The sequence below is a fragment of the Actinocorallia aurantiaca genome, assembly GCF_039533685.1.
Lineage (GTDB): Bacteria > Actinomycetota > Actinomycetes > Streptosporangiales > Streptosporangiaceae > Actinocorallia > Actinocorallia aurantiaca.
In genome coordinates, this window is sequence record NZ_BAAATZ010000007.1 from 323607 (window position 1) to 343798 (window position 20192).

20 protein-coding genes are annotated in these 20192 nt (G+C 69.3%); 8 read left to right on the forward strand and 12 right to left on the reverse strand.

The annotated features are described in order from the left end of the window. Window positions 1–2: 2 nt before the first annotated feature. Window positions 3–992, reverse strand: coding sequence for a BP74-related protein (locus tag ABD327_RS11950; RefSeq protein WP_344450381.1), 990 nt, complete (start codon window positions 990–992; stop codon window positions 3–5). 697 nt (window positions 993–1689) lie between these two features. Between ABD327_RS11950 and ABD327_RS11955 the strand changes: the two genes are divergently transcribed. Further along, a complete protein-coding gene (locus tag ABD327_RS11955) occupies window positions 1690–2562 on the forward strand; it encodes a S41 family peptidase (RefSeq protein ID WP_344450382.1) in 873 nt (290 codons plus the stop codon). A 244-nt stretch (window positions 2563–2806) separates the two neighbouring features. Here ABD327_RS11955 and ABD327_RS11960 read toward each other — a convergent pair whose 3' ends face one another. From ABD327_RS11960 to ABD327_RS11975, 4 genes are all read right to left on the reverse strand, one after another. Next, entirely contained in the window at window positions 2807–3253 is a 447-nt protein-coding gene (locus ABD327_RS11960) for a hypothetical protein (protein WP_344450383.1), read from the reverse strand. A gap of 276 nt (window positions 3254–3529) precedes the next feature. Continuing rightward, a complete protein-coding gene (locus tag ABD327_RS11965) occupies window positions 3530–5125 on the reverse strand; it encodes a MerR family transcriptional regulator (protein ID WP_344450384.1) in 1596 nt (531 codons plus the stop codon). 10 nt (window positions 5126–5135) lie between these two features. Further along, entirely contained in the window at window positions 5136–5996 is an 861-nt protein-coding gene (locus tag ABD327_RS11970; protein WP_344450385.1) for an SDR family NAD(P)-dependent oxidoreductase, read from the reverse strand. Between the two features lie 124 nt (window positions 5997–6120). Continuing rightward, entirely contained in the window at window positions 6121–7269 is a 1149-nt protein-coding gene (locus ABD327_RS11975) for a DUF2235 domain-containing protein (protein ID WP_344450386.1), read from the reverse strand. A gap of 192 nt (window positions 7270–7461) precedes the next feature. On the opposite strand from ABD327_RS11975, the gene ABD327_RS11980 reads away from it, so the two are divergent. Beyond that, on the forward strand, window positions 7462–7899 hold the full coding sequence (locus tag ABD327_RS11980; protein WP_344450387.1) for a VOC family protein: 438 nt from the start codon (window positions 7462–7464) through the stop codon (window positions 7897–7899). A 52-nt stretch (window positions 7900–7951) separates the two neighbouring features. Here ABD327_RS11980 and ABD327_RS11985 read toward each other — a convergent pair whose 3' ends face one another. Next, window positions 7952–8374, reverse strand: coding sequence for an NUDIX hydrolase (locus tag ABD327_RS11985; protein WP_344450388.1), 423 nt, complete (start codon window positions 8372–8374; stop codon window positions 7952–7954). A 157-nt stretch (window positions 8375–8531) separates the two neighbouring features. Here ABD327_RS11985 and ABD327_RS11990 point away from each other — a divergent pair, with 157 nt between their 5' ends. Next, window positions 8532–9272, forward strand: coding sequence for a hypothetical protein (locus ABD327_RS11990; RefSeq protein ID WP_344450389.1), 741 nt, complete (start codon window positions 8532–8534; stop codon window positions 9270–9272). A 35-nt stretch (window positions 9273–9307) separates the two neighbouring features. Here the strand turns inward: ABD327_RS11990 and ABD327_RS11995 are convergent, their stop codons facing one another. After that, window positions 9308–10171, reverse strand: a complete 864-nt coding sequence (locus tag ABD327_RS11995; RefSeq protein ID WP_344450390.1) for a helix-turn-helix transcriptional regulator — start codon at window positions 10169–10171, stop codon at window positions 9308–9310. A 141-nt stretch (window positions 10172–10312) separates the two neighbouring features. On the opposite strand from ABD327_RS11995, the gene ABD327_RS12000 reads away from it, so the two are divergent. Beyond that, on the forward strand, window positions 10313–11218 hold the full coding sequence (locus ABD327_RS12000) for an SDR family NAD(P)-dependent oxidoreductase (RefSeq protein WP_344450391.1): 906 nt from the start codon (window positions 10313–10315) through the stop codon (window positions 11216–11218). Here the strand turns inward: ABD327_RS12000 and ABD327_RS12005 are convergent. Both ABD327_RS12005 and ABD327_RS12010 read right to left on the reverse strand, forming a co-directional pair. After that, the gene (locus ABD327_RS12005; RefSeq protein WP_344450392.1) at window positions 11215–11658 is read right to left on the reverse strand and encodes a hypothetical protein; all 444 of its coding nucleotides are present in this window, start codon (window positions 11656–11658) and stop codon (window positions 11215–11217) included. The genes ABD327_RS12000 and ABD327_RS12005 overlap by 4 nt on opposite strands. Then, window positions 11655–11801, reverse strand: a complete 147-nt coding sequence (locus ABD327_RS12010) for a hypothetical protein (RefSeq protein ID WP_344450393.1) — start codon at window positions 11799–11801, stop codon at window positions 11655–11657. Before ABD327_RS12010 ends, ABD327_RS12005 begins: the two co-directional genes overlap by 4 nt. A gap of 1176 nt (window positions 11802–12977) precedes the next feature. Between ABD327_RS12010 and ABD327_RS12015 the strand changes: the two genes are divergently transcribed. Genes ABD327_RS12015 through ABD327_RS12030 form a run of 4 tightly spaced genes read left to right on the forward strand, consistent with a single transcriptional unit; the run spans window position 12978 to window position 16858 of the window. Further along, window positions 12978–14345 (forward strand): aromatic ring-hydroxylating oxygenase subunit alpha, encoded by a 1368-nt coding sequence (locus tag ABD327_RS12015; RefSeq protein WP_344450394.1) that lies wholly within the window; start codon window positions 12978–12980, stop codon window positions 14343–14345. A gap of 3 nt (window positions 14346–14348) precedes the next feature. Further along, a complete protein-coding gene (locus tag ABD327_RS12020) occupies window positions 14349–14810 on the forward strand; it encodes a hypothetical protein (protein ID WP_344450395.1) in 462 nt (153 codons plus the stop codon). A gap of 11 nt (window positions 14811–14821) precedes the next feature. Continuing rightward, window positions 14822–16099, forward strand: a complete 1278-nt coding sequence (locus tag ABD327_RS12025; protein WP_344450396.1) for a cytochrome P450 — start codon at window positions 14822–14824, stop codon at window positions 16097–16099. A gap of 3 nt (window positions 16100–16102) precedes the next feature. After that, a complete protein-coding gene (locus ABD327_RS12030; RefSeq protein ID WP_344450397.1) occupies window positions 16103–16858 on the forward strand; it encodes an SDR family NAD(P)-dependent oxidoreductase in 756 nt (251 codons plus the stop codon). A gap of 4 nt (window positions 16859–16862) precedes the next feature. Here ABD327_RS12030 and ABD327_RS12035 read toward each other — a convergent pair whose 3' ends face one another. From ABD327_RS12035 to ABD327_RS12045, 3 genes are all read right to left on the reverse strand, one after another. Beyond that, on the reverse strand, window positions 16863–17498 hold the full coding sequence (locus tag ABD327_RS12035; RefSeq protein ID WP_344450398.1) for a TetR/AcrR family transcriptional regulator: 636 nt from the start codon (window positions 17496–17498) through the stop codon (window positions 16863–16865). A gap of 129 nt (window positions 17499–17627) precedes the next feature. Beyond that, entirely contained in the window at window positions 17628–18641 is a 1014-nt protein-coding gene (locus ABD327_RS12040; protein ID WP_344450399.1) for an oxygenase MpaB family protein, read from the reverse strand. Between the two features lie 162 nt (window positions 18642–18803). Next, the coding region (locus ABD327_RS12045) for a hypothetical protein (protein WP_344450400.1) at window positions 18804–20192 on the reverse strand (1389 nt) is incomplete at its 5' end.

Consider the following 20192-nt stretch of genomic DNA (forward strand, 5'->3'; position numbering starts at 1 on the left):
GCTCAGTGGACGCGTTCGTAGGCGTCGCCCCTGAAGAAGTACAGGTCGGTGCTACTGCCCGGGACGAGGCATGAGGCGTCGATGCCCTTGCTGAACCCGTCGGCCAGCGCCCACTTCTCGGAGATCGCCTTCGGCCCCGTCTCGATCTTCTCGTCGCCGGTGCGGTAGTGGAGGTACTGGCCGCCCTTGAACAGGTAGAGCCCGACGGCGCCGTCGGGCGCGCCGCAGGCGCCGTTGATGCCGGAGGCGAAGGCGGTGTTCTTCAGGCCGGGCCAGCCGGTGGCGATGGCCTTGGGGCCGGAGGTGATCTTCTCTTCGCTGGTGCGGTAGCGGGCGTATTGGTCGCCTTTGAAGAGGTACAGGTCGGTGGTGCTGCCGGGTACGGCGCAGGCGGCGTCGATGCCGGAGGCGAACACGGTGCCCTTCAGTCCCGACCAGCCGGTGGCGATGGCCTTGGGGCCGGAGGTGATCTTCTCTTCGCTGGTGCGGTAGCGGGCGTATTGGTCGCCTTTGAAGAGGTACAGGTCGGTGGTGCTGTCCGGTACGGCGCAGGCGGCGTCGATGCCGGAGGCGAACACGGTGCCCTTCAGCCCCGACCAGCCCTCGGCGATCTTGCGGATGGCCGCGCCCGCGGCGACGGCCTCGCCCGTGGCGGTGACCTCGCGGGTCAGGGACGAGGTCCACGGGCACCAGTGGCAGCCGGGCAGGAACGCCCCGCAGGCCTCGTCCAGGTGGTCCTCGACGTACTGGATGTTCGCGTCGCACACCTCGATCGCCATCGCGAAGAACTGGATGGTGTCCGGGTCGAGGTGGAAGCTCCAGTTCGGGTTGTAGGAGGCGCGGGTCTTGCGGAGCCTGCCCATGACATGGGTCTCCTGCGTCTCCTCCCCTTTGAGGATCTTCCGCGCGTGCTCGATCTTGCCGCTGTCGGTGAGCTGGAAGACGAACTCCTTGCCGCTGATGTCCCTGAAAGCGAAGTACGCCTCAGCCATGGATCACGCCTTTCTGCGAGGTGGGGGCCGACACCCGGTGTGACATCCTTGTCGCGCACCGATGCCGGTGCTCTCCCTCTTCCCCTCCGAAAGCCGCAGTGGAAACCTTCCCGCGAGACGGTCGAATCCATACTGTTCCCAAGCCCGACCTGCACAAGGAGTTCCTGAACGGACTCCACTGGATGCTCCAGGGCCACCGGCACACCGCCTGGAAGCCCTTCGGCCAGCGGAGACGCGGCCCCGTCTACGTGACCGACGCGCCTGGCCCGCAGAAGTCGTTCGTGATCGAGATGCGGGCCAGGCGGGAGGCCGCCGGACTGTCCCGGTACAAGCTCGCTGAACGCCTGGGCTGCCCCCCAGTGGCTCGGCAAGGTCGAGAACTTCGAGAAGCCGCCCTCGGAGGGGCCGACCGACGACCTCGATACGTTCTTCGCGACAGGAGGGACCTTTCGTCGGCTCTGGGAACAGATGGTGGAGGCGCGACGGCTCGGGCTGATTCCCAGCGGTTTCAGACCCCTGGCCGAGGCGGAGCGGGAATCAGTGCAGATCCTCGCGCTTCGGATGGGCAACCGGCTGCGACCATGGTGTTGCCGTGGTGGGCGAGCGCTCATCCGCGGCGTCGGTGTCGCCGTCCTGAGCAAGAGCGGCGGCCAAGGGCCTCGGGGAACTGTCGGTAGGCGCCGCTAGCGTTCGGCACGTGGCCGCTGACGCGATGAACCCCGGAGAGTACTTGGCGCATGTGCTCGGGATGTTGGAACGCCGGGCGCTGAACCGTGCCCTGGTCGACTGGACGCAGTTCCACGCGGTCTCGGCTCGCTCGCTCGGGGAGGCACACGCCGTCATCGCCCGGGCGGTCGAGATGCTGGGCGACAAGCACACGTTCTTCCTGACGCCGACGGTGGCCGCCGAACGGCTGGCCCGCAGGAGCGCTCAGACAGACCCGCTCCCCACCGGACGGCTGATCGACGACCGCCTCGCCTACCTGGCCATCCCGTCCGTGGCCGGCTGGGACGAACCCGTCCGCCGCTACACCGCAACGGGCGCCGCGCTCGTCCGTGAACTCGACGGACACGATCCCGCCGGTTGGATCGTCGACCTGCGCGGCAACGGCGGCGGAAACATGTACCCCATGGTCACCGTGGTGGCGCCGCTGCTCGGCGACGGCCACCTCGGATCGTTCGTCGGAGCCGACGGCTCAGTGCAGTCCCGCTGGGAACTCCGCGAAGGAAGAGTCCTCGACGGTCCCACGAACAAATCACCGGTACCGAATCCCTACGTGCTGCGCCACCTGCGTCCCAGGACCGCCATCCTCATAGACCGCGGCACGGCGAGTGCCGCCGAGGCCACCCTGATCTCCTTCCTGGGCTTGCCCCGTGTCCGCACCTTCGGCGAACCGACCGCAGGCTACGCCACCGGGAACGAGGGCATCGACCTCCCTGATGGAGCACGGCTCATCCTCACCTGTTCCAAGGAGGCGGACCGCTTGGGCCGCGTCTACGACAACAACCCGATCGCCCCGGACGAACGGGGAGAGGACGCCTTGGCCCTCGCCCTCACCTGGCTGCGGTGACTCGAGTGGCCGGCGATCCACCACATGTTCGGGGAACGGTTCCCGACCTGGGCGGCGGCCTGGACGACCCCGAAATCTGATCCAGGGCAGGCGCTTGAGCCTGCGCGGCCGTCCCGCTCACGAGAACGCATCAGTCTTGACAGACCATCCGCCCGGTTTCGTGGCGAGAACCACGAAACCGGGCTGAGGCGCGATGAGAACCTCCCGGCGGCCTCCGGGCTGCTGTGACGAGCGCCTCTGTGGCTCAGACGAGGCGGACGGCGGTGTGGCCGTCGGCGGTGACGCGGGCCTCGTCGAAGTGGCCAGGGGCCTCGGCCAGCCAGATGTGGTCGGCCAGGGTGAGGGGGCGGGCCTCGTGGACGAGGGGCGGGCGCCAGGTGCGGTGGCGGAGGAAGGATGGTTCGGTCGGGCCGCGGCCGGTCATTCCGTAGGCCAGGGTGACCGTGCTGATCGCCGCGGGGCCGAAGGCGCGGTCGAGGCCGACGTGGTGGGCTTGGAGCAGCAGTTGCTCCGGCACCGGCGGGCGGAGCAGCGAATAGGTCAGGGGTGAGCCGCCGCCGGGGTCCAGGACCAGGCGGGCGGGGTGGCCGTCGTGATGGTAGAGGCGGGCGGTCCAGCCGGTGAGGGGCAGCGTCAGCCGGCCCAGGAGGGTTCGGTTCGTCACGTCGTCGTCGGTCAGGTTCTGGGGCATCGTGTCACTCCACTCGCGTGCCTGGAGCACGTCGGGGGGGGGAGGGGGNNCCCCCCGGCGTGATCCGGAGCGTCGGTCCGCTCCGTGTTCGGGGATGGCCCGGCGCGTGGTGCGCGGCTCGGGCGGCATCGTCGAAACGGATTCTTCTGGCCCGATTCGGGCGCTCCGTTGTTCCCTGTCCCAGCATCGGCCATCGCTGCGGCCGTCGCCATCCGGGCTGGCACCCATTTTCCGGGAACCTGCCCTGTAGTCGCGCCGCGGCGGTGGTGGGGCGGCTCAGAAATCTCTGATGGAGATGACGAGAACCGTGATCGCGGCGGCGTGGAAGGGGATGGCGGCGGCGACCAGCAGCAGGCCCTTGAACCATCCGTGCCGCCAGTGGTGCGCCAGCTCGACGGTCGCGATGCGTGTCTCGTACCCGGGGAACACCGGGCGGCCGTCCTCATCGGCCAGAGGCGTGCCGTTGAACTGGAGGCGTGCTCCCTCGGGGATGATGCGCTCCTGCCGGACGATCCTGACGCCGGGGCGGTCCTCATCGGCGGATTCCTGGCGGAGACTCCGCGTCGAGCCGCGGATGCCGTCCTCGCCGATCGGGATGACGACGCCGCCCGTCGCGTCTTCGAGGGTGAAGGAACCCTCGGAGCATTCCTGCCGCTCACCGGCGACGGCCCTCGGGCCGGACTCGTGTGTCGTGACGCTCCACCAGACACAGGGCTCTTCACTCAAGGGAGCCCGTAGGATCCCGTCCGGCCCTGCGGCCGCCGTTCCCGTGAGGGCGATCCGGCGCCACGGCCTCACGTCCGGCAGGTCCGCGACATGGACCAGCCGGCCTCGGACCATCAGCCAGTCGTCCCAGCAGAACACCTTGGCGAGACGCACCAACCCGAAGGTCAACCCCACGAGGACGATCTCCACTGCGGCGAACGCGTAGGGTCCGGTCTCGGGGTTGTAGCGGTCCTTTGTTCCGGCGAGTAGGACGACGGTCTCCAGCACACCTGTTCCTTCCAGCAGAGGCCCGGCGGACACCGTCCCATTCCAGACGTCTGCGGGGAGGTGACCGCTGTCCCGATCGAACCGGGAAAAGATCACTGGACCGGCGGCGGTCGGCTCTGTCACCGGTCGCTGATGCGCGCTGCCTCCGGGACCGGTTCCAGACGGGTGTTCGCCGGGTCTTTCAGGTAGGCGACGAGGCCGCGGGGGCGGTAGCGGGGGTCGATGTCGTGGCGCTCCTTGGCGGTCGCGGCCAGGCGCTCGTCGTCGTTGGGGAGGTTCTGGTCGTCCACGGCCGTGCCGAGGCGTTCCCGCGAGTGGCGGCGTCACTAACCTGCCGGTACCCGTCGCAGCGGCTCGTGCGGCTGCGCCGTACGGCCGGTCGGTGCCGGTGTCGTTGTCGAGGGCCTGAACCTCGTCCGGTCCGGTCGAGCCCCCATACGTGGTGATCTTGTACTCGATCGCGGCGAGGGAGAGGGTCAGCTCACGGAGTCGGCGGCGGACGGTGTCGCGGTGTTCGAGCAGCATGTCGAGCCGCTCGGGCACCGTGTGCTTCCCTGCGTCAACGAGCGAGATGTAGTGCTGCAGGTCGCGCATCGGCATGCCGGACAGCCGCATCCGGGTGAGGAAGACCAGGCGCCGCACCGCTTCGGCATCGTAGACGCGATGGCCTTTGCCGTCGCGGGGCACCTCGACCAGCCCGGCCCGCTCGTAGTAGCGCAGCGTGTGGGGCGAGACGCCGAGGAGATCGGCGATCTCGGCGATCGTCATCGACTCGGGTACGTCGGCCAGGTCGGTGAGACGGTGGATCGCCTCGACCGACGGCCGGCCGTCGTCCCCGAGCGTTTCGAGCGCCCTGGTCATCAGATCGTCGGTGGCCATGGCGGTCAGCCTAGATCGGCCGGACCGAAGCCGGAACGCCCTCGAAGTCGGCACTGCGGGCGGTCTCGGCCCACAGCTCGACCTCGTCCAGGCCACACCGGTACGCGCCCGAGATCCGCTCGACCGCCTCGCGTCCGAGCGGCAGCCGCAGCGGCACCTCGGCACCGTGCGCGAGGGACACGATGATCTCGGCCGCCCGCGCCGGGTCGCCTTCCTGGAGGCCGTCGACCCCGGCCATGTCCGCGCGGACGCCGGCGAGCACGTCACCGTAGGTCTCGGAGGCCTCGGCGAACTCGAGCACGTCGGCCGTGTGGAAACCGGTCCGGAACCGGCTGGGCTCGACGATCATCACGCGGATCCCGAACGGCGCGACCTCCCCTGCCAGGGCCTCGGACCAGCCTTCGAGAGCGAACTTCGACGCGGAGTACGCCGCCACGCCGGGGAACGACATCCGCCCGCCCTGACTGCTCATCTGCACGATCGTCCCGGTGCCCCGCTCGCGCATCGCGGGCAGCGCCGCGCGCACCAGTGCGGCGGGGCCGAACAGGTGCAGATCCATCAGTTCCCGCAGCTGCGCGTCGCCGACCTCCTCGACCGCCCCGACCACGGCCCGGCCCGCGTTGTTGACCAGCACGTCGAGCCGGCCGAAGCGGTCGAGGGCATCCCGCACGAGGCCCGCAGCCGCGGTGACGTCTCGGACGTCGAACTTCGCGATCAGGCAGTCGTCCGGGTACTTCTCCTCCAGGTCGGCCACGCTCTCGCGCCGGCGCACCGCCGCCACCACGTGGTCGCCCGCCGCGAGCGCCGACTCCGCCAGCGCGCGCCCGAAACCGCGGGAAGCGCCGGTGATGATCCAGGTCCGTGTCGTCATGGCGGCGACGCTACGGCTTCGAGCGCACTCGAACGCAAACCGGCATGACCACGGACTTCGCAGAGGTCCTCCCCCACCGCCGCCCGCCTGGCCGACCTGGAAGCGGGCGAGGAGGTCGGCTCTGTCACCGGTCGCTGATGCGCGCTGCCTCCGAGACCGGTTCCAGGTGGATGTTCGCCGGGTCTTTCAGGTAGGCGACGAGGCCGCGGGGGCGGTAGCGGGGATCGGTGTCGTGGCGCTCCTTGGCGGTCGTGGCCAGGCGCTCGCAGCCGTCGGGGATGTTCTGTTCGTTCATGGCCGTGCCGATCATTCGGTCCAGGGGATCGGTCAGGCGGTAGAGGCCCTTCCAGGAGGAGTGCAGGCGGCCCATGGGGTCGGGCGCCACCGTGAAGCGGGTGCTCTCGTCCGGGGACGTCTCGGCGGGGCTTCCGGGCTGGAAGGCGATGGGCAGGAACTGCAGGCCGTACCTGCACGCCTGGTCCGCCATCCACAGCAAGGTCAGATCGGACAGGGACGTGTCGCAGTAGCCGCCGCCGACGTCGCAGTGGACTCCGGCGAACCACACCTGCTTGAGCTCCTGGTCGCCGGCGTCGGGCTGCCGGTGCCAGAGCGTCGGCTCGAACACCGACCTCCGCTCGTCGAGCGCCAGGGCGTGGAACGCGCCGTCGACCCGGGAGCTGAGCGTGGTGTCGTGGAACTCCCAGCGGTGGTTGATCCTTTCGACGACCGGCCTGAGCAGGCGAGGGCCGAGAGGCGGGATGCCGCGGGTGCCGACGGTGTCGAACATGCCCAGGAAGCGGATCCGGGGTTCGTGCGAGTACGAGTTCCGGAACAGGGTCGAGGCCATGCCGCTCGGCTTCTCGACCCTGTCGCGGTACAGGGCCCATGCCTCATCCAGCCGGCCCGCGTTCTCCCGGCGCAGGACGCCGGAGTTGCGGACCAGGCCGGCGAGGCTGCGTGCGGTGAACGCGCCCCGGCTGAACCCGAAGAAGAACAGCTCGTCCCCGGGCTCGTAGTTGTCGATGAGGAAGCGGTAGGCGTCGAAGACGTTGTGCGACAGCCCGAAACCGAACACGCCGCCGCGCAGGCGTTCCCACCGGCTGGTACCGACTCCGCTGCGGTAATAGGTGCGCTGCTCCACCCCGGCGGAGTCCACCGGAGCGACGGACAGGGCGAGTTTTGTGACATTGGTCGGGCAGAGACGTCCTGCCACCATCTGGTCGGCGGTGTTCCAGGTGCCGTCACAGCAGACGATGAGGCGCTTGACTCCCATGGCCGCCCTCCTCCCTCTCGGCGCGGCACATGTTCGAACCATTCCCCGTCATGAACTCCGCTCACCATGAAACGACAAGGACAAAGCGATCGGCATCAAAAGATAGACAGTTCAATCTATTTTATGAAAAGCATTGACTATCATTAGTTTTCGCCTTCGTCCCGGCGCGGTGTTCACGGCACAATGGAGGACATGGACGCGGACAACGGGATCGGACTGGAGCAGGCGCGCGTGTCGACCAGGCTGCCCGCACAGGATCTGGAGCGGGCGCGGCGCTTCTACTCCGAGCGGCTCGGGCTGGAACCCGCCGAAGAACGGCCCGGCGGGCTGCTGTACCGGTGCGGAGGGGCGGAGTTCAGTCTGTTCCAGTCGGCGGGGGCCTCGCCGGGGACCTTCACCCAGATGTCGTGGCGGGTCGACGACATCGAGGCGGTCGTGTCGGAGCTCAAGCGGCGCGGTGTGGTGTTCGAAGAGTTCGAGCTGGCCGAGGAGTACGGCGGTGGGCGGACCCGGGACGGGATCGTCCGGGTCGAAGGGCACTTCCCGAGTACGGGGGCACGGGCCGATTTCGGGGCCTGGTTCCGGGACAGCGAGGGGAACCTGCTGAGCGTCGGCCAGCCGGTCTTCTGAGCGAGCGACCCCGGCAGGTCCGCCCTCGCCGCTTCCCGGGAAGGCGGCGCGCCTACTCGAACGCGGATCCGGAGGGAGCCGTCTGCCGTCGGCGCCAGGCGCGGATCGAGTTCTTGTAGCCTTCCGGCATCACGAGCCCCCCGACCTCTTCGGGTTCGAAGATGCCGATCTCCTTGTGCTCGTGGCTCAGCCTCGGGGTGACGTCGCCCTCCAGCAGGTGGCACCCGTAGGTCACTATGAGCACCTTGGCGTTCGGGATCGGCTCGTATACCCACACGTCCAGCAACGGGCCCGCCTCGGCCGTCCAGCCGGACTCCTCGAAGAGCTCACGGACGACGCATTCCTCGGGCGTCTCCTCGAACTCCAGCCTGCCCCCTGGCAGCTCCCACTCCTCCCGCTCGTTCCGCAGCAGCAGAACACGCCCCACGCGGTCGAGAACGACCCCTTTTACGGAAACCGGCCATCTTTTGGTCATTCGCTCCCACCGAACCTCAGGTCTTTAACTTTGCCAGTAAACATACACATTTGCGACAAAAACCCCAAGGCTTAAATCACTCCAAAACGACAGCAAATTATCGACTTTTCCGGAACACTATCCGCACAGGGACCCATCCGGAAAAGGAACAAACCCTATGCGACTTTATCTTCGTCCGGTTTTCACCCTCTCGACCGGTCTTCTGCTGGTGCTCGGTCTCGCCTCACCGGCTCAGGCCGCGCCCAAGGCCTCGTTCAAGCTCGACCGGTACCGGGTGAGTCAGAACTCCAAGGTCAAGGTCAGCTGGAAGGCGAGCGGGAAGCCCAAGCGCGGCAGCGTCCTGCTGCAGCGGACCGTGGGGACGGCGGCGAAGTACACGACGGTCCGGACGCTGTCCGGGAACTCCGGAACCGTCACCGTCAAAGCACCCGTCAGGGGCAAGTACCGCTACCGGATCCTGGTGCGGGACCGCGGCAAGCGCACCAAGGCCACGGCGGTGCACACGCTGTACTCCTACGCCGACGTGACGCTGTCGCAGATCACCGGACGTTCCACCCAGACCGTCGACGTCGGCGGCGTGCTCTTCCGGTACGTCTACTCCCACGGCAGTGGCACCGACACCGAACTGCGCATGGACTCGACGAGCTGCCGCAGCGGCACGATCTTCCTCGCCAAGAACGGCGACGCCGGCAACACCGCCACGGCCTCCGTCATCCAGGAACTCGCCGACCTTCAGGAGTTCGGCGTCGAGTCCGGCAACGTCGAAGCCCACCCCTTCACCCTCGCCGGACGCGGTGCGGTACAGATCGACCTCACCGACGCCTCCGACCGAACGCGCCCGCAGGGCGCCTACCTCAACGCGACGTTCAGCTGCTACACCGCCGACGGCAAGGCCTGACCGGCGGACCCCGTACCGGATCGGGGCGGTGGAGGCTACAGCCGATCGTGTGAGTGGTTCGCCGCCGGGATGCCGGTGACGCGGAGAAGGTCGAGTTTCCCCGCGTCGCTGCTTCCGGCGGCCGCCGTGTAGGTGACCATGCGGAGGTCCGCGCCCGGGACGATGAGGACGTCGCAGTCGAGCAAGATGTCGCCGATCTCCGGATGGCGGATCGTCTTGCGGTCGGTGGTGTGCTGAGCGGATTCCGTCTCCGTGGCCCAGAGTCGGGCGAACACGTCGGACGTTTCCCGGAGGTCCTGCACGAGGCGGGCAAGGCGGGCATCCGCGGGGTAGCGGGACGCGGCGTCCTTGAGGTCGGCGACGATCGACGCCTCGAAGGCGTCCTGCCCGCGTTCGGGCCGGACGGGAAAAGCGACTCCGCTGGTGAACAGGACACGGGCGAGGTTCCGCCAGATGACGGGAAACGCGGACGGATCGCCGAGCAGGGCGCTCCACATGGAGTTCCACCACACGAGGGTCCAGTCGGCGGTGAACACTCCGATGGGGAAGTCGCCGAGGCGTGCGGCGAGCCGTTGCACGCCCGGAGGCACGTGCGTGCTGACCGTCCCGTCCTGCGGAGGGAGAAGGCTGGCGCTCCGGTACAGCTGGTCGCGTTCGGTCCGGGAGAGTTGAAGGGCACGGGCGAGAGCGCCGACGACCTGGGCCGAGGGGTGTGTCGCGCGGCCCTGCTCCAACCGCAGGACGTAGTCGACGGAAAGGCCGGCCAGTTGCGCGAGCTCTTCGCGACGCAGCCCCGGAGCGCGGCGGCCGGGCGTCGCGGGGAAGCCGGCGTCGGCGGGGGCGAGACGGTCGCGCCAGGCGCGTAGGAGCGCGCCGAAGCCGGAACGGGAAGTGGCCATGGGGCCATTGTCGCCGCATCCCACCGGATGAGCCTGGGTACTGCCGGTCCCAGGGACGGACACGGCACTGGTCCGCGGCGGCGGGAGGGACGAACGTGGTGGTGCGCCGCTCCGGGCGCTCGACCACTGGAGGAATCTGCCATGCGCTCCACCATCGTGATGACGGGCGCGAGCCGCGGGATCGGCCGCGTCGCCGCGGAACGCGTCCTGGGCCGGCCGGACGTGCATCTCCTCGTCGTCGCCAGGGAGTCCGCCATCGCACGGCTGTCGGGTGAGCTCGGCGAGGACGTCTCGTATGTCGCGGCGGACCTCGGCTCGCTCGAGAGCGTCCGGTCGGCCGCCGCCGAGATCCGGGACCGCCTCGACCGGGGCGACCTCCCGCCGCTGCGCGGCTTCACGGGCAACGCGGGCGTGCAATACGCGAACGCGCTCACCGAGGGGCCCGACGGGCTCGAGGCGACCTTCACGGTCAACGTGCTCGCCAACCACCTGTTCGTCCGCCTGCTCCAGGACCGTTTCGTCCCTCCCTCACGAATCGTGATCACCGTCAGCGACACCCATTTCGGCGACTTCAAGCACAACCTGGGCATGGTGCCCGGCCCGCGCTGGCAGTCCCCGGAGATCCTCGCCCGTACGGGCGCCTTCCCCGGGTCGGACACCACGGCCGGCGGGCGCACCGCGTACTCGACGAGCAAACTGGCCGCCATCCACCTCGTACACGAGTACGCTCGCCGCCTGCCGGAGGGAATCGACGCCGTCGCCTACAACCCGGCGTTCGTCCCCGGCACCGGCCTGGCCCGCGACGCCGGCCCCGTCTCCCGGTTCGCGATGCGGTACGTCCTTCCGGCGCTGACCCTCACGCCCTTCGCGACCAGCCGCCGCGCCGCGGGCCGGTACCTCGCCGACGTCGTCCTCGGCACGACCGAGGCGCCGAACGGCTCCTACGTCGACCGCGGCAAGGTGGCCAGATCGTCGGAGGAGTCATACGACCCGCAGCGCGAAAGCGAACTCTGGGACGCCGCCGAACGATTCACCGCGGCGCTCTAAGCGTCGCGTATGCGGATCAGCAAGCCGCCGGCCATGAGCGCGGCGGCGGCCCATCCGGCGGTGACGCCGAGACCGGCCCAGGGGCTGAGGGGCAGGCTGTGGAGGTCGGTGGTGGCTTGGACGGTGAGCCCGGCGCTCATCGGCCCGATCTGATGGAGCAGGCGCTGCCAGTGCGGGTCTCCGATCACCTGGGAGATGAGGGGAAGAAGGTAGAGCAGGCCGAGGACGACCCCGATGCCGGTCGCGGAGTCCCGCACGATGGCGGCGATGCCGAGGCTGAGCAGGGCGATCAGGATCAGGTAGAGGATCGACCCGGCGGTCACGCGTAGCGTCGCCCCGGCGCTCAGGGCCACTGTCGCCGCGATCATGCCGAGCAGCAGCCACAGGGGGCCGGTGACGGTCCGTATCTTCGTCCACTCCGCGTGCAGGGCCGCTCTCACGCGTCCCTCCTGTGGAGAAGGATCGCCGCCACGGCCAGGCTCACCACCGCGTAGCCGGCCAAGACGGCGAGTCCGGCCCACGGTGCCAGCGGGTAGTAGCCGTTGTAGGGCGTATAGATGCTCGTGACCTGGTGGTATGGCACGAGCGTCTGCTGGACGGCGAATGCCGCGGATGGTCGCGCGGGCCGGATCGGGGGCGATCCGGACGGTCATGGCCAGCTGGAGGGCGAGGCCTCCCGGCAGGGACGGGAGCAGTGCGCCGCCGCCGGTCAGCAGCAGGCCCCGGGAACGCGCCCGGAACCGCAGCCGGGCCGGCAGTCCGTCCAGCATCCGCTGCAGTTCCTCGGCCAGTCGGCCGTGCACGTGCCGCGGCAGCCGCAGGTTCGCGCTGCCGGGCGCTGCTCGAGGCGGTACTGGACGGATCGTGTGTGGCCGACCTCCCCTCCCGCGATCACCGCCATCTCGGCGAGGCCCGCGCCGATGTCCATCACCAGCCGGGGGCTCATGTCCTCGCTCGCCTACCCCGCTCCGACCGCGGCGGCCAGCGGGGCCTCCATCGTGCGCACCGGGCAGCCCGCGGCGGCCTCCACCGCGGCCGGCGTCGGGGCCGGACGCCCTCGGGCTCCGGCGCCGGGGCGTCCGGCTCCACGGGAAGCGACGAGGGCCGGTCGATCATCACCTTGTAGGCGGGGACGCTGACCCGGATCCGGCTGCTGCCCAGATCGACGGCGGCGTACGGGCCGCGCCGCGAGCCGGCCCCAGGGACGTCGCCGTCCCGGACGGAACTGAACCGCATGCAGATCACCTCGGTCTGAGAAAAGCCGGTGCCTCGGAATTCCGCCCCGGTCGGCGTGCCCTCACGCCTCCGCGATCCGGATGCCTCACCGCTCAGCCCCAGCATCGGCCGCCACCGCCATCGGGCCCACCACCCATTTCCCGCGAACGGGTGCTGCATCTCCGGCCGTCCCGGCGATGGCCCTACGCGCCGTGCGCGGCGCCGGCGATCGTCGTCGAGACGGACTCCATCAGACCGCGGCCCAGGGACTCCCAGGTCGGGCTGGGTGCGTCAGATCCAGCCGGGTAGGAGGATTCTCAGTTTTAGAGAAGAGTGTTGACATCCCCTCGATTCATCCTTCATGATGCTAATCAATCAAGCGATCAATTATCGCCCCATCCTGAGCGGATAATTGCACCGTCAGGTCTGTTCAAAAATTCCGATGAAGGTCGGGAACGCGATAACGACACCCCAGGAAATGCCCGGACCCCTTACCGGGTGCATCACCGAGCGACCTCTGCCACAGACGAGGAGGATGAGGTCCATGTCATCAGTGAGGCCGAGTGAGCGGGTCGAGGAAGCGGGACTGGGCCTGGCGGACATACCGTCCGACAGGTACCGCATGCGCATTCCGACCGACCGCTACACGTCCCGGGAGATCCAGGAGAACGAGCGGGATCTGATCTGGATGCGGGTCTGGCAGGTCGTCGGCCGCGTCGACGAGCTGCCCGAGGTCGGCGACTGGAAGGAGTACCGGCTCTTCGACCAGTCCTACATGATCGTCCGAGGGAAGGACCGCGAGATCCGCGGGTTCGTCAACGCCTGCAGGCATCGGGGCAACCCGCTGTGCGCGGGCAGGGGGAACTCCAAGCGCGGATTCCTGTGCCAGTACCACCTGTGGTCGTACGACCTCGACGGGAAGCTGAAGGGGATCCTCAGGGAGAAGGCCCTCGACCCGGTCGACAAGGACGAGAACTCGCTCCTCCCGGTGCGGGTCGAGTGCTTCGCCGGGTTCGTCTTCCTCAACCCGGACCCGGACGCGACACCGCTCACCGAGTTCCTGGGCGACGAGATCCCGAAACTCCTGGCCCCCTATCGCCTCGACGAGATGGTCACGGTGCTGGACGTCCGGGAGGGCCTGGACTGCAACTGGAAGGTCGTCGTCGACGCGTTCTCGGAGGGATACCACATCTCGGGTATCCATCCGGAACTCCTCAAAGTGATCGACATCGACCCGTCCAAGAGCCGGCACCTCTTCCTCGGCGACCACAGCGTGTCCGTCGCCCCCTTCGAGGTGGCGAACGTGTCGGTCTTCGGCCCGGAGGACCAGGTCGAGGGGATCAGGGAGCTTCCGGGGACCTTCCCCACGGTGACCACGGTGCTGCCCCGGTTCGAGGAGCTCGTCGACGTCCACCGCGACGAGAACGGGAAACTCGGATTCCCCGAGGGCGTCACCGCTCGCACGCTGCTGCAGCAGGCCACGCGCGACACACTGACCGGCATGGGCCTGGACGTCGGCGCGTTGACCGACGCCCAGATGAGCGACAACCACGGCTGGGTGCTCTTCCCGAACTTCTTCATGACGATCCGCGCCGGTGAGGCCACGGTCATCCTGGCCACGCCGGACCCCGAGGGCGACCCCGGAAAGTGCGTCTGGCACATCAGCAGCTACATGTGGCTGCCTCCGGAGCACCGGGAAGCGTTCCGGGCGGAGCCGACCGAGGTCGAGGAGCCGGGGAGCTTCCCGTACTTCCTCGCCCTCCAGCAGGACTACGAGCAGATGCCGCGACAGCAGCGGGGCCTGCGCAACAAGCGGCTCGAGCACATGACGCTGGTGAAAGAGGAGATCGTCATCGCCCACTACCACTCGGTCGTGGACAGGTACCTCGCCGGCGCGGAAGACAAGGTGTGATCCATGGAGCTGCAGGAAGTCATCAAGGAGCACACCGGTCTTTCCCGCAAGGCGCTGGAGTACGGCCTGACGACGAAGCGGCTGGTGGACGGCGCGAAGAGCCCCGGCTTCTCCACCGCGGACTGGGCTCCGCTGGCCGAGCTGGTCGCGGTCGACGAGTTCGAGCGCATCGGCAACTTCAAAGAGGTCATGAACTGGCAGGAATATGTCGAGTTCCTTACCGGCTGGGCGACCTCCGCCGACTGGGAGTGTTCTTTCAAACGGGTCACCGAGAAGCCGGGCCTGGTCTTCCTCGAACTCGAGGAGCGCAGCCGGATCGGTGACTACAAGAGCATCGTCAATTCGGTCTCGGTCTACGAGTTCAACGAGGCCGGCAAGATCCGGCACATCGACGTCTACCTTCAGATGGCGCTGCCCGGAAACGACATGCTCAAGAGTTACGAGGGCGTCCAGATCTCGGAGTGAGTGGAGCTGAAGTGACCGACATCGATTCCGCGAACTTCTTCACGGACAACGAACTCCTGCACGACCCGTACCCCTACCTCGCCGCCATGCGCGGTGAGTGCCCGGTCCGCCGGGAGAAGCACCACGGCGTAGTGATGATCACCGGCTACGAGGAAGTCGTCGAGGTCTACAACGACAGCGAGCGGTTCTCCTCGTGCACCTCCGTCACCGGTCCGTTTCCCGGGTTCCCCGTCCCGCTCGAAGGCGACGACATCTCCGACCTGATCGTCGCGCACCGCGACAAGCTGCCGATGAGCGACCAGCTGCCGACGATGGACCCCCCGGTCCACACCGCCCACCGCGGGCTCCTGTCCCGGATGATCACGCCGAGGCGCCTGAAGGAGAACGAGGAGTTCATGTGGCGGCTGGCCGACCGTCAGTTCGACGAGGTGCTGGTCGGCGACCGCTGCGAGTTCAACGGCGAGTTCGCGTCTCCGTTCGCGATGCTCGTCATCGCCGACCTTCTCGGCGTCCCGGAGTCCGACCACGCCGAGTTCCGGGAGGCGCTGTTGACGGGGAGCGTGCTCGGCAGCAGCAAAGAGGGGGACACGCTGGCGCACTCGCCCCTGGAATACCTCTACGGCAAGTTCACCGAGTACATCGAGGACCGCCGCCGCGACCCGCGCGACGACGTCCTGACCGGCGTCTCGGCGGCCACCTTCCCCGACGGGAGCACCCCGGAGGTGATCGACGCGGTGTGCGTGGCGGCCAACCTGTTCGCCGCCGGTCAGGAGACCACGGTCCGGCTGCTCAGCACCGCGGTGATGCTGATCGCCGAGGATCCCGCGCTGCAGGCGAAGCTGCGCGCCGACCGCGCCCTGCTCCCCGGCTTCATCGAGGAGACCCTGCGGTACGAGAGCCCGATCCGCGGCGACTTCCGCCTGTCCAAGGTCCCGGTCACCCTCGGCGGTGTGGACCTCCCCGCGGGCACCACGGTGATGCTGCTGAACGCGGCGGCCAACCGCGACGCACGCAGGTTCCCCGAACCCGACGTCTTCGACGTCGACCGCAAGAACGCGCGGAACCACGTCGCGTTCGGCCGCGGGGTCCACAGCTGCCCGGGCGCGCCCCTGGCCCGGGCCGAGGCCATGATCAGCCTTCAGCGCCTCTTCGACCGCACCTCCGACATCCGGATCGACGAGGACCGGCACGGCCCCGCGGGCGACCGGCGCTACAGGTACATCCCGACGTTCATCCTCCGCGGGCTCACCGAACTGCACATCGAGTTCAGCCCGGTCGGGAGGACCTGAACCATGCCCTTCGAGGGAACCACCGCGATCGTCACCGGCGGGGCCTCCGGCCTCGGCCTGGCGATCACCGAGGCGCTCGTCGCACGCGGCACCAAGGTCGCCGTCTTCGACGTCCAGGCCGAGCTGCTCGACACCGAGGTCGCCCGGCTGCGCGAGGGGGGAGCCACGGTCAACGGCTACGTGGTCGACGTCTCCGACCGCTTCCTGGTCGAGGCCGCCGTGGAGCGGGTGCGGGCCGACCTCGGCCCGGTGCTGATCCTGGTCAACAACGCCGGCATCGTGCAGTTCGGCAAGTTCTCCGAGATCACCGACGAGCTGTGGGAACGGGTCATGGCGATCAACCTGCGCGGGCCGTTCCTCTGCACCCGGACGGTGCTGCCCGACATGAAAGCCGCCTCATGGGGCCGGATCGTCAACATCTCGTCTTCGAGCGCGCAGGGCGGCGAAGCGTACATGTCGGCCTACGTCAGCTCGAAGACGGGGCTGATCGGGCTCACCAAGAGCCTGGCTCTCGAGCTCGGCCCCAAGGGGATCACCGTCAACACGATCCCGCCCAGCATGGTGGTGACCCCGATGCTCGAGAAGTCGATCGCCGGAGGCAGCTTCTACGATTCGCTCGAGCACTTCGTCAGCATCACCCCCGTGCGCCGGGCCGGCCGACCCGAGGACATCGCCAACGCCACGGTCTTCCTCTGCGAAGACGCGTCGTCGTACATCACCGGCCAGGTCCTCGGCGTCAACGGCGGCCGTAAGACGTGAGTGCCTATGCCAATTTCGTGTAGTCGAACAGGGAGCCCTGGATGAGGAGCCTCAGCGCGCGTCCGGTGGCCTGGTAGACCTCCGGCGGCGTGTTGGCCGTGTGCTCGCACAGGCCCAGCATGATGGTGTGGATCGCGTTCGAGGCGCTCTCCACGTCGGCCTCCGGCCCCAGGGCTCCCTCCCGTCGGGCCTGCTCCATGATGCCCGCGACCACGTCGCGGAGCGCGGTGAAGATTGTGTTGCTGTCCTCGGCCAGGTGGAGGTCAGCAGCGCTCTCCGCGCGGATCGCGCGATCGAACGCCACCGCGAAGGGATGGTCGCGCAGGAACCGGTCGCCCTCGTCGAACACGGCCATCAGCTTGTCCAGGACGCCGTCCGCGCGGTCCGCGGCCGCGGACAGCCGGGGCAGCGAGATCCCGGCGAGCTCGAGGAACGCGGCCTTGACGAGCTCGGACTTGTTGGGGAAGTAGTGGTAGAGGCTGCCGCTGGTCATCTGGGCCACACGGGCGATCTCTCGAATTGTCGCTCGCGAGTAGCCCATTTCCGCCACGCAGCGCATCGTGGCCTCGATGATGCGCTGCCTGGTCTCTTCGCCCTTGGCGGCGACCGGCCGGCCCAGAATCGGCGGAGTGGTCGACACGGAATCTCCCCGGCTCGCTGACAACGGCTCTGCAGAGCACTTTACCGGGCACGAGATCATCGCTTGGTTCCGTATGGTCGCCGATCCTGCGCGAGGTCGGTCTCGGCGGAAATACCCGAAGCGAAACGGTCAGGCCATGGCTTCGACTTCTTCGCGGGTCAGCGTCGGGTCGGGCTCGGTGGGGGCGGTGGAGGCGACGGGGGCGGTGGTGCCGTTGGCCACGCGGGCCTGGGCCTCGCGGAACTCTCGGAGGGGGCCGACGGTCTCGTGGAGGGTGTTGAGGGTCAGCCACAGGGAGGCGCGGCGGGCGTGCAGGGCGATCGGGTTGGGCGGGTCGTAGAGGGCCAGTTTCTGGGCCCAGTCGGGGAGGAGGTCGCGGGCGGCCCAGTCGAAGAAGGGGCTGCCGGGCTCCCAGGGCTTGAGCTTGCTGTCGCGGAGGTTGGGGCCGGTGCTGAACGCCTTGATGGGGGTGACGGCCAGGCGGGGGAGGTAGGACTTCAGGCATTCGGCCACTTCGGCCTTCGTCGTGGGAAGGTCGGTGCCGCCGAGGGCCTCGCCCACGCGGACGAACTCGCCGTAGTAGCGGTCGATGTCGCGCAAAGGCTTGCGGTGGTAGCGCTCGTGGGCGGTGGCCAGGCCCCAGACGACGGTGGCGTAGTTCCAGCGGAGCCACTCGGGGTCGTCGGCGTCGTAGCGGACGCCGTCGGGGCGGACGCCCTTGATGGTGTGGTGCATGGCCCGGACGGTGCGGGCCAGCTTCTCCGCGGTCTGGGTGGAACCGTAGGCGGTGCCGATGAAGAACGACAGCGAGTGGCCGAGGCGGACCTGGGCTCCCGCCGGGTCGATGCTGCCCGTCGGGATGCCGTCCTCGCCGCGTTCGGCCAGGCGGGAGTGGTCGTAGCCCATCCAGCTGATGCTCGGGTCCAGGCCCTCGATGTAGGAGGCGGCGAGCAGGCCGAGCATGATCGTCGGGAAGTGCGAGTGCACGTACCAGACGGCGCTGTCGGGGCCGAACCAGCCGGGGTCGCCCTCCGGGCCGGCGAAGTCCAGGCCCCGGAAGAACTTGGATCGCACGTTCGCGTCGAATCCCTCGTCGAACTTCTGGGCGAGGAGGTTCGGGACCAGGTCGAGCGTGGGCGGCATGGGAGGCTCCCTCGAGGAATATTCTGGCTACACCTGTGCCCAGAATAAGCGTTCGGGTACGGGTGCGTCCAGACCGGGGGCAAACCGTGAGGCGAAGGCCCCCGGGCCGGCGGTCGATCCGCCGGCCCGGGGGCCTTCGCCTTCCGAGTTCTCTCCGGGACGTCAGTCCCCCGGCGGCGTCCAGGTGGCGCGGATCAGGGCGCGTTCGGTGGCGGTGAGGTGGAGGGACGCGGCGAGCCAGGCCGTGGCGAAGCCGCGGGAGTCGGTGTCGGTGAGGCGGCCGAAGACGTCGCGGGTGCGGCGGTCGGCCTCGGCGGTGAGGGTCGTGGTGAGGTCGGCGGCGTTGTGGAAGCCCGAGCGGTGAAGGAGGGCGGGAGCGGAACCGTTGTCGCGGGCGGATTCGGCTATCGCACGACGGCCTCCGGAGACGGCCAGTTCGACCAGGCGGCGGACCCGCCACAACGGGGAGTCCGCCAGGGGGTCGGAGGGCGGGCCGAAGGGGTGCGGGGGCGGGAACTCCGAGGCGGGCGGGAAGTGCGCGCCCTGGAGGTTGTCGTAGCCGAGGTCGGCGTGGCCCTTCCACTCGGCGGGGAGGCGGAGGGTGAGGGCGGCTCCCGGGACGGGGGCCACCGCCAGGAGGGTGAGGGTGGTGGCGCGGTCGGGGTCGACGCGGGCGACCGCCCGGATGCGGATGCCGGGGCGGGACGCCAACTGGCGGAAGTTGGCCATGTGGGCCAGGTCGGGGTGGTGCTGGGCCGGGGTGAGGCGGATCGGCGGGCCGGTCGGCTCGTCGTCGGGGGTCAGCTCGTGGGCCAGGAGATGGTCGCCCGAGGGGCCGACGATCACCAGGTCGCAGCCGAAGGGGCGGCGGAGGTGGGTTTCGGCCTCGACGGGGTCGGCTCCGGGAGCGATGGTGAGGCGGTCGGCGACGACCTCGGCCAGGGGGCGCCCGAACAGGACGGCGGGGGTCTCCTGCCAATCCAGCCCGGGGGACGGCATGGCGCGGACGCCCTTGCCCGCACCGAGACGGCCGTCCGGGGAGATCGTCACTCCGGCGATGAGCAGGCCGGAGCGGGACAGCTCGGCGTGGTCCAGGACTGTGCCGCCCATCGCGACGGGGGCGTTGGCGGCGGCTCTCGCCCGGGAGGGACCGCCGGGTTTGACGTCGGCCACCGAGAACCAGCCGCCGTCCTCCGCGACGAGGTGGGTGACCACTCCCCCGTATCCCGTCGCGCTGATCACCGGTTCCCGGAAGACGCCCTGGACGCGCAGGGAGGTTCCCTGCCGGTAGTCGCGGCGCGCGGTCCCGACCACGGCCGCGCCGCCTCGGCCCGACGCCAGCAGGCTCGTGGCCAGCAGGAGTTCGCGCATCGCGCCGGTGAGGTCGGCCAGGCGGTGCCCGTCGCGCCGCGCTCTGGCGGCCCGCACCCCCCGTACGACCCGCAGCGCGGCGGCCTCGGCGCGGTGCAGCCCGGCCAGCCTGGCGGTGTGGGCCGCGCGCAGCAGCTCCGCCTGCGGTACGGCGCCCACGGCCTGGGCGCGCACGGCCAG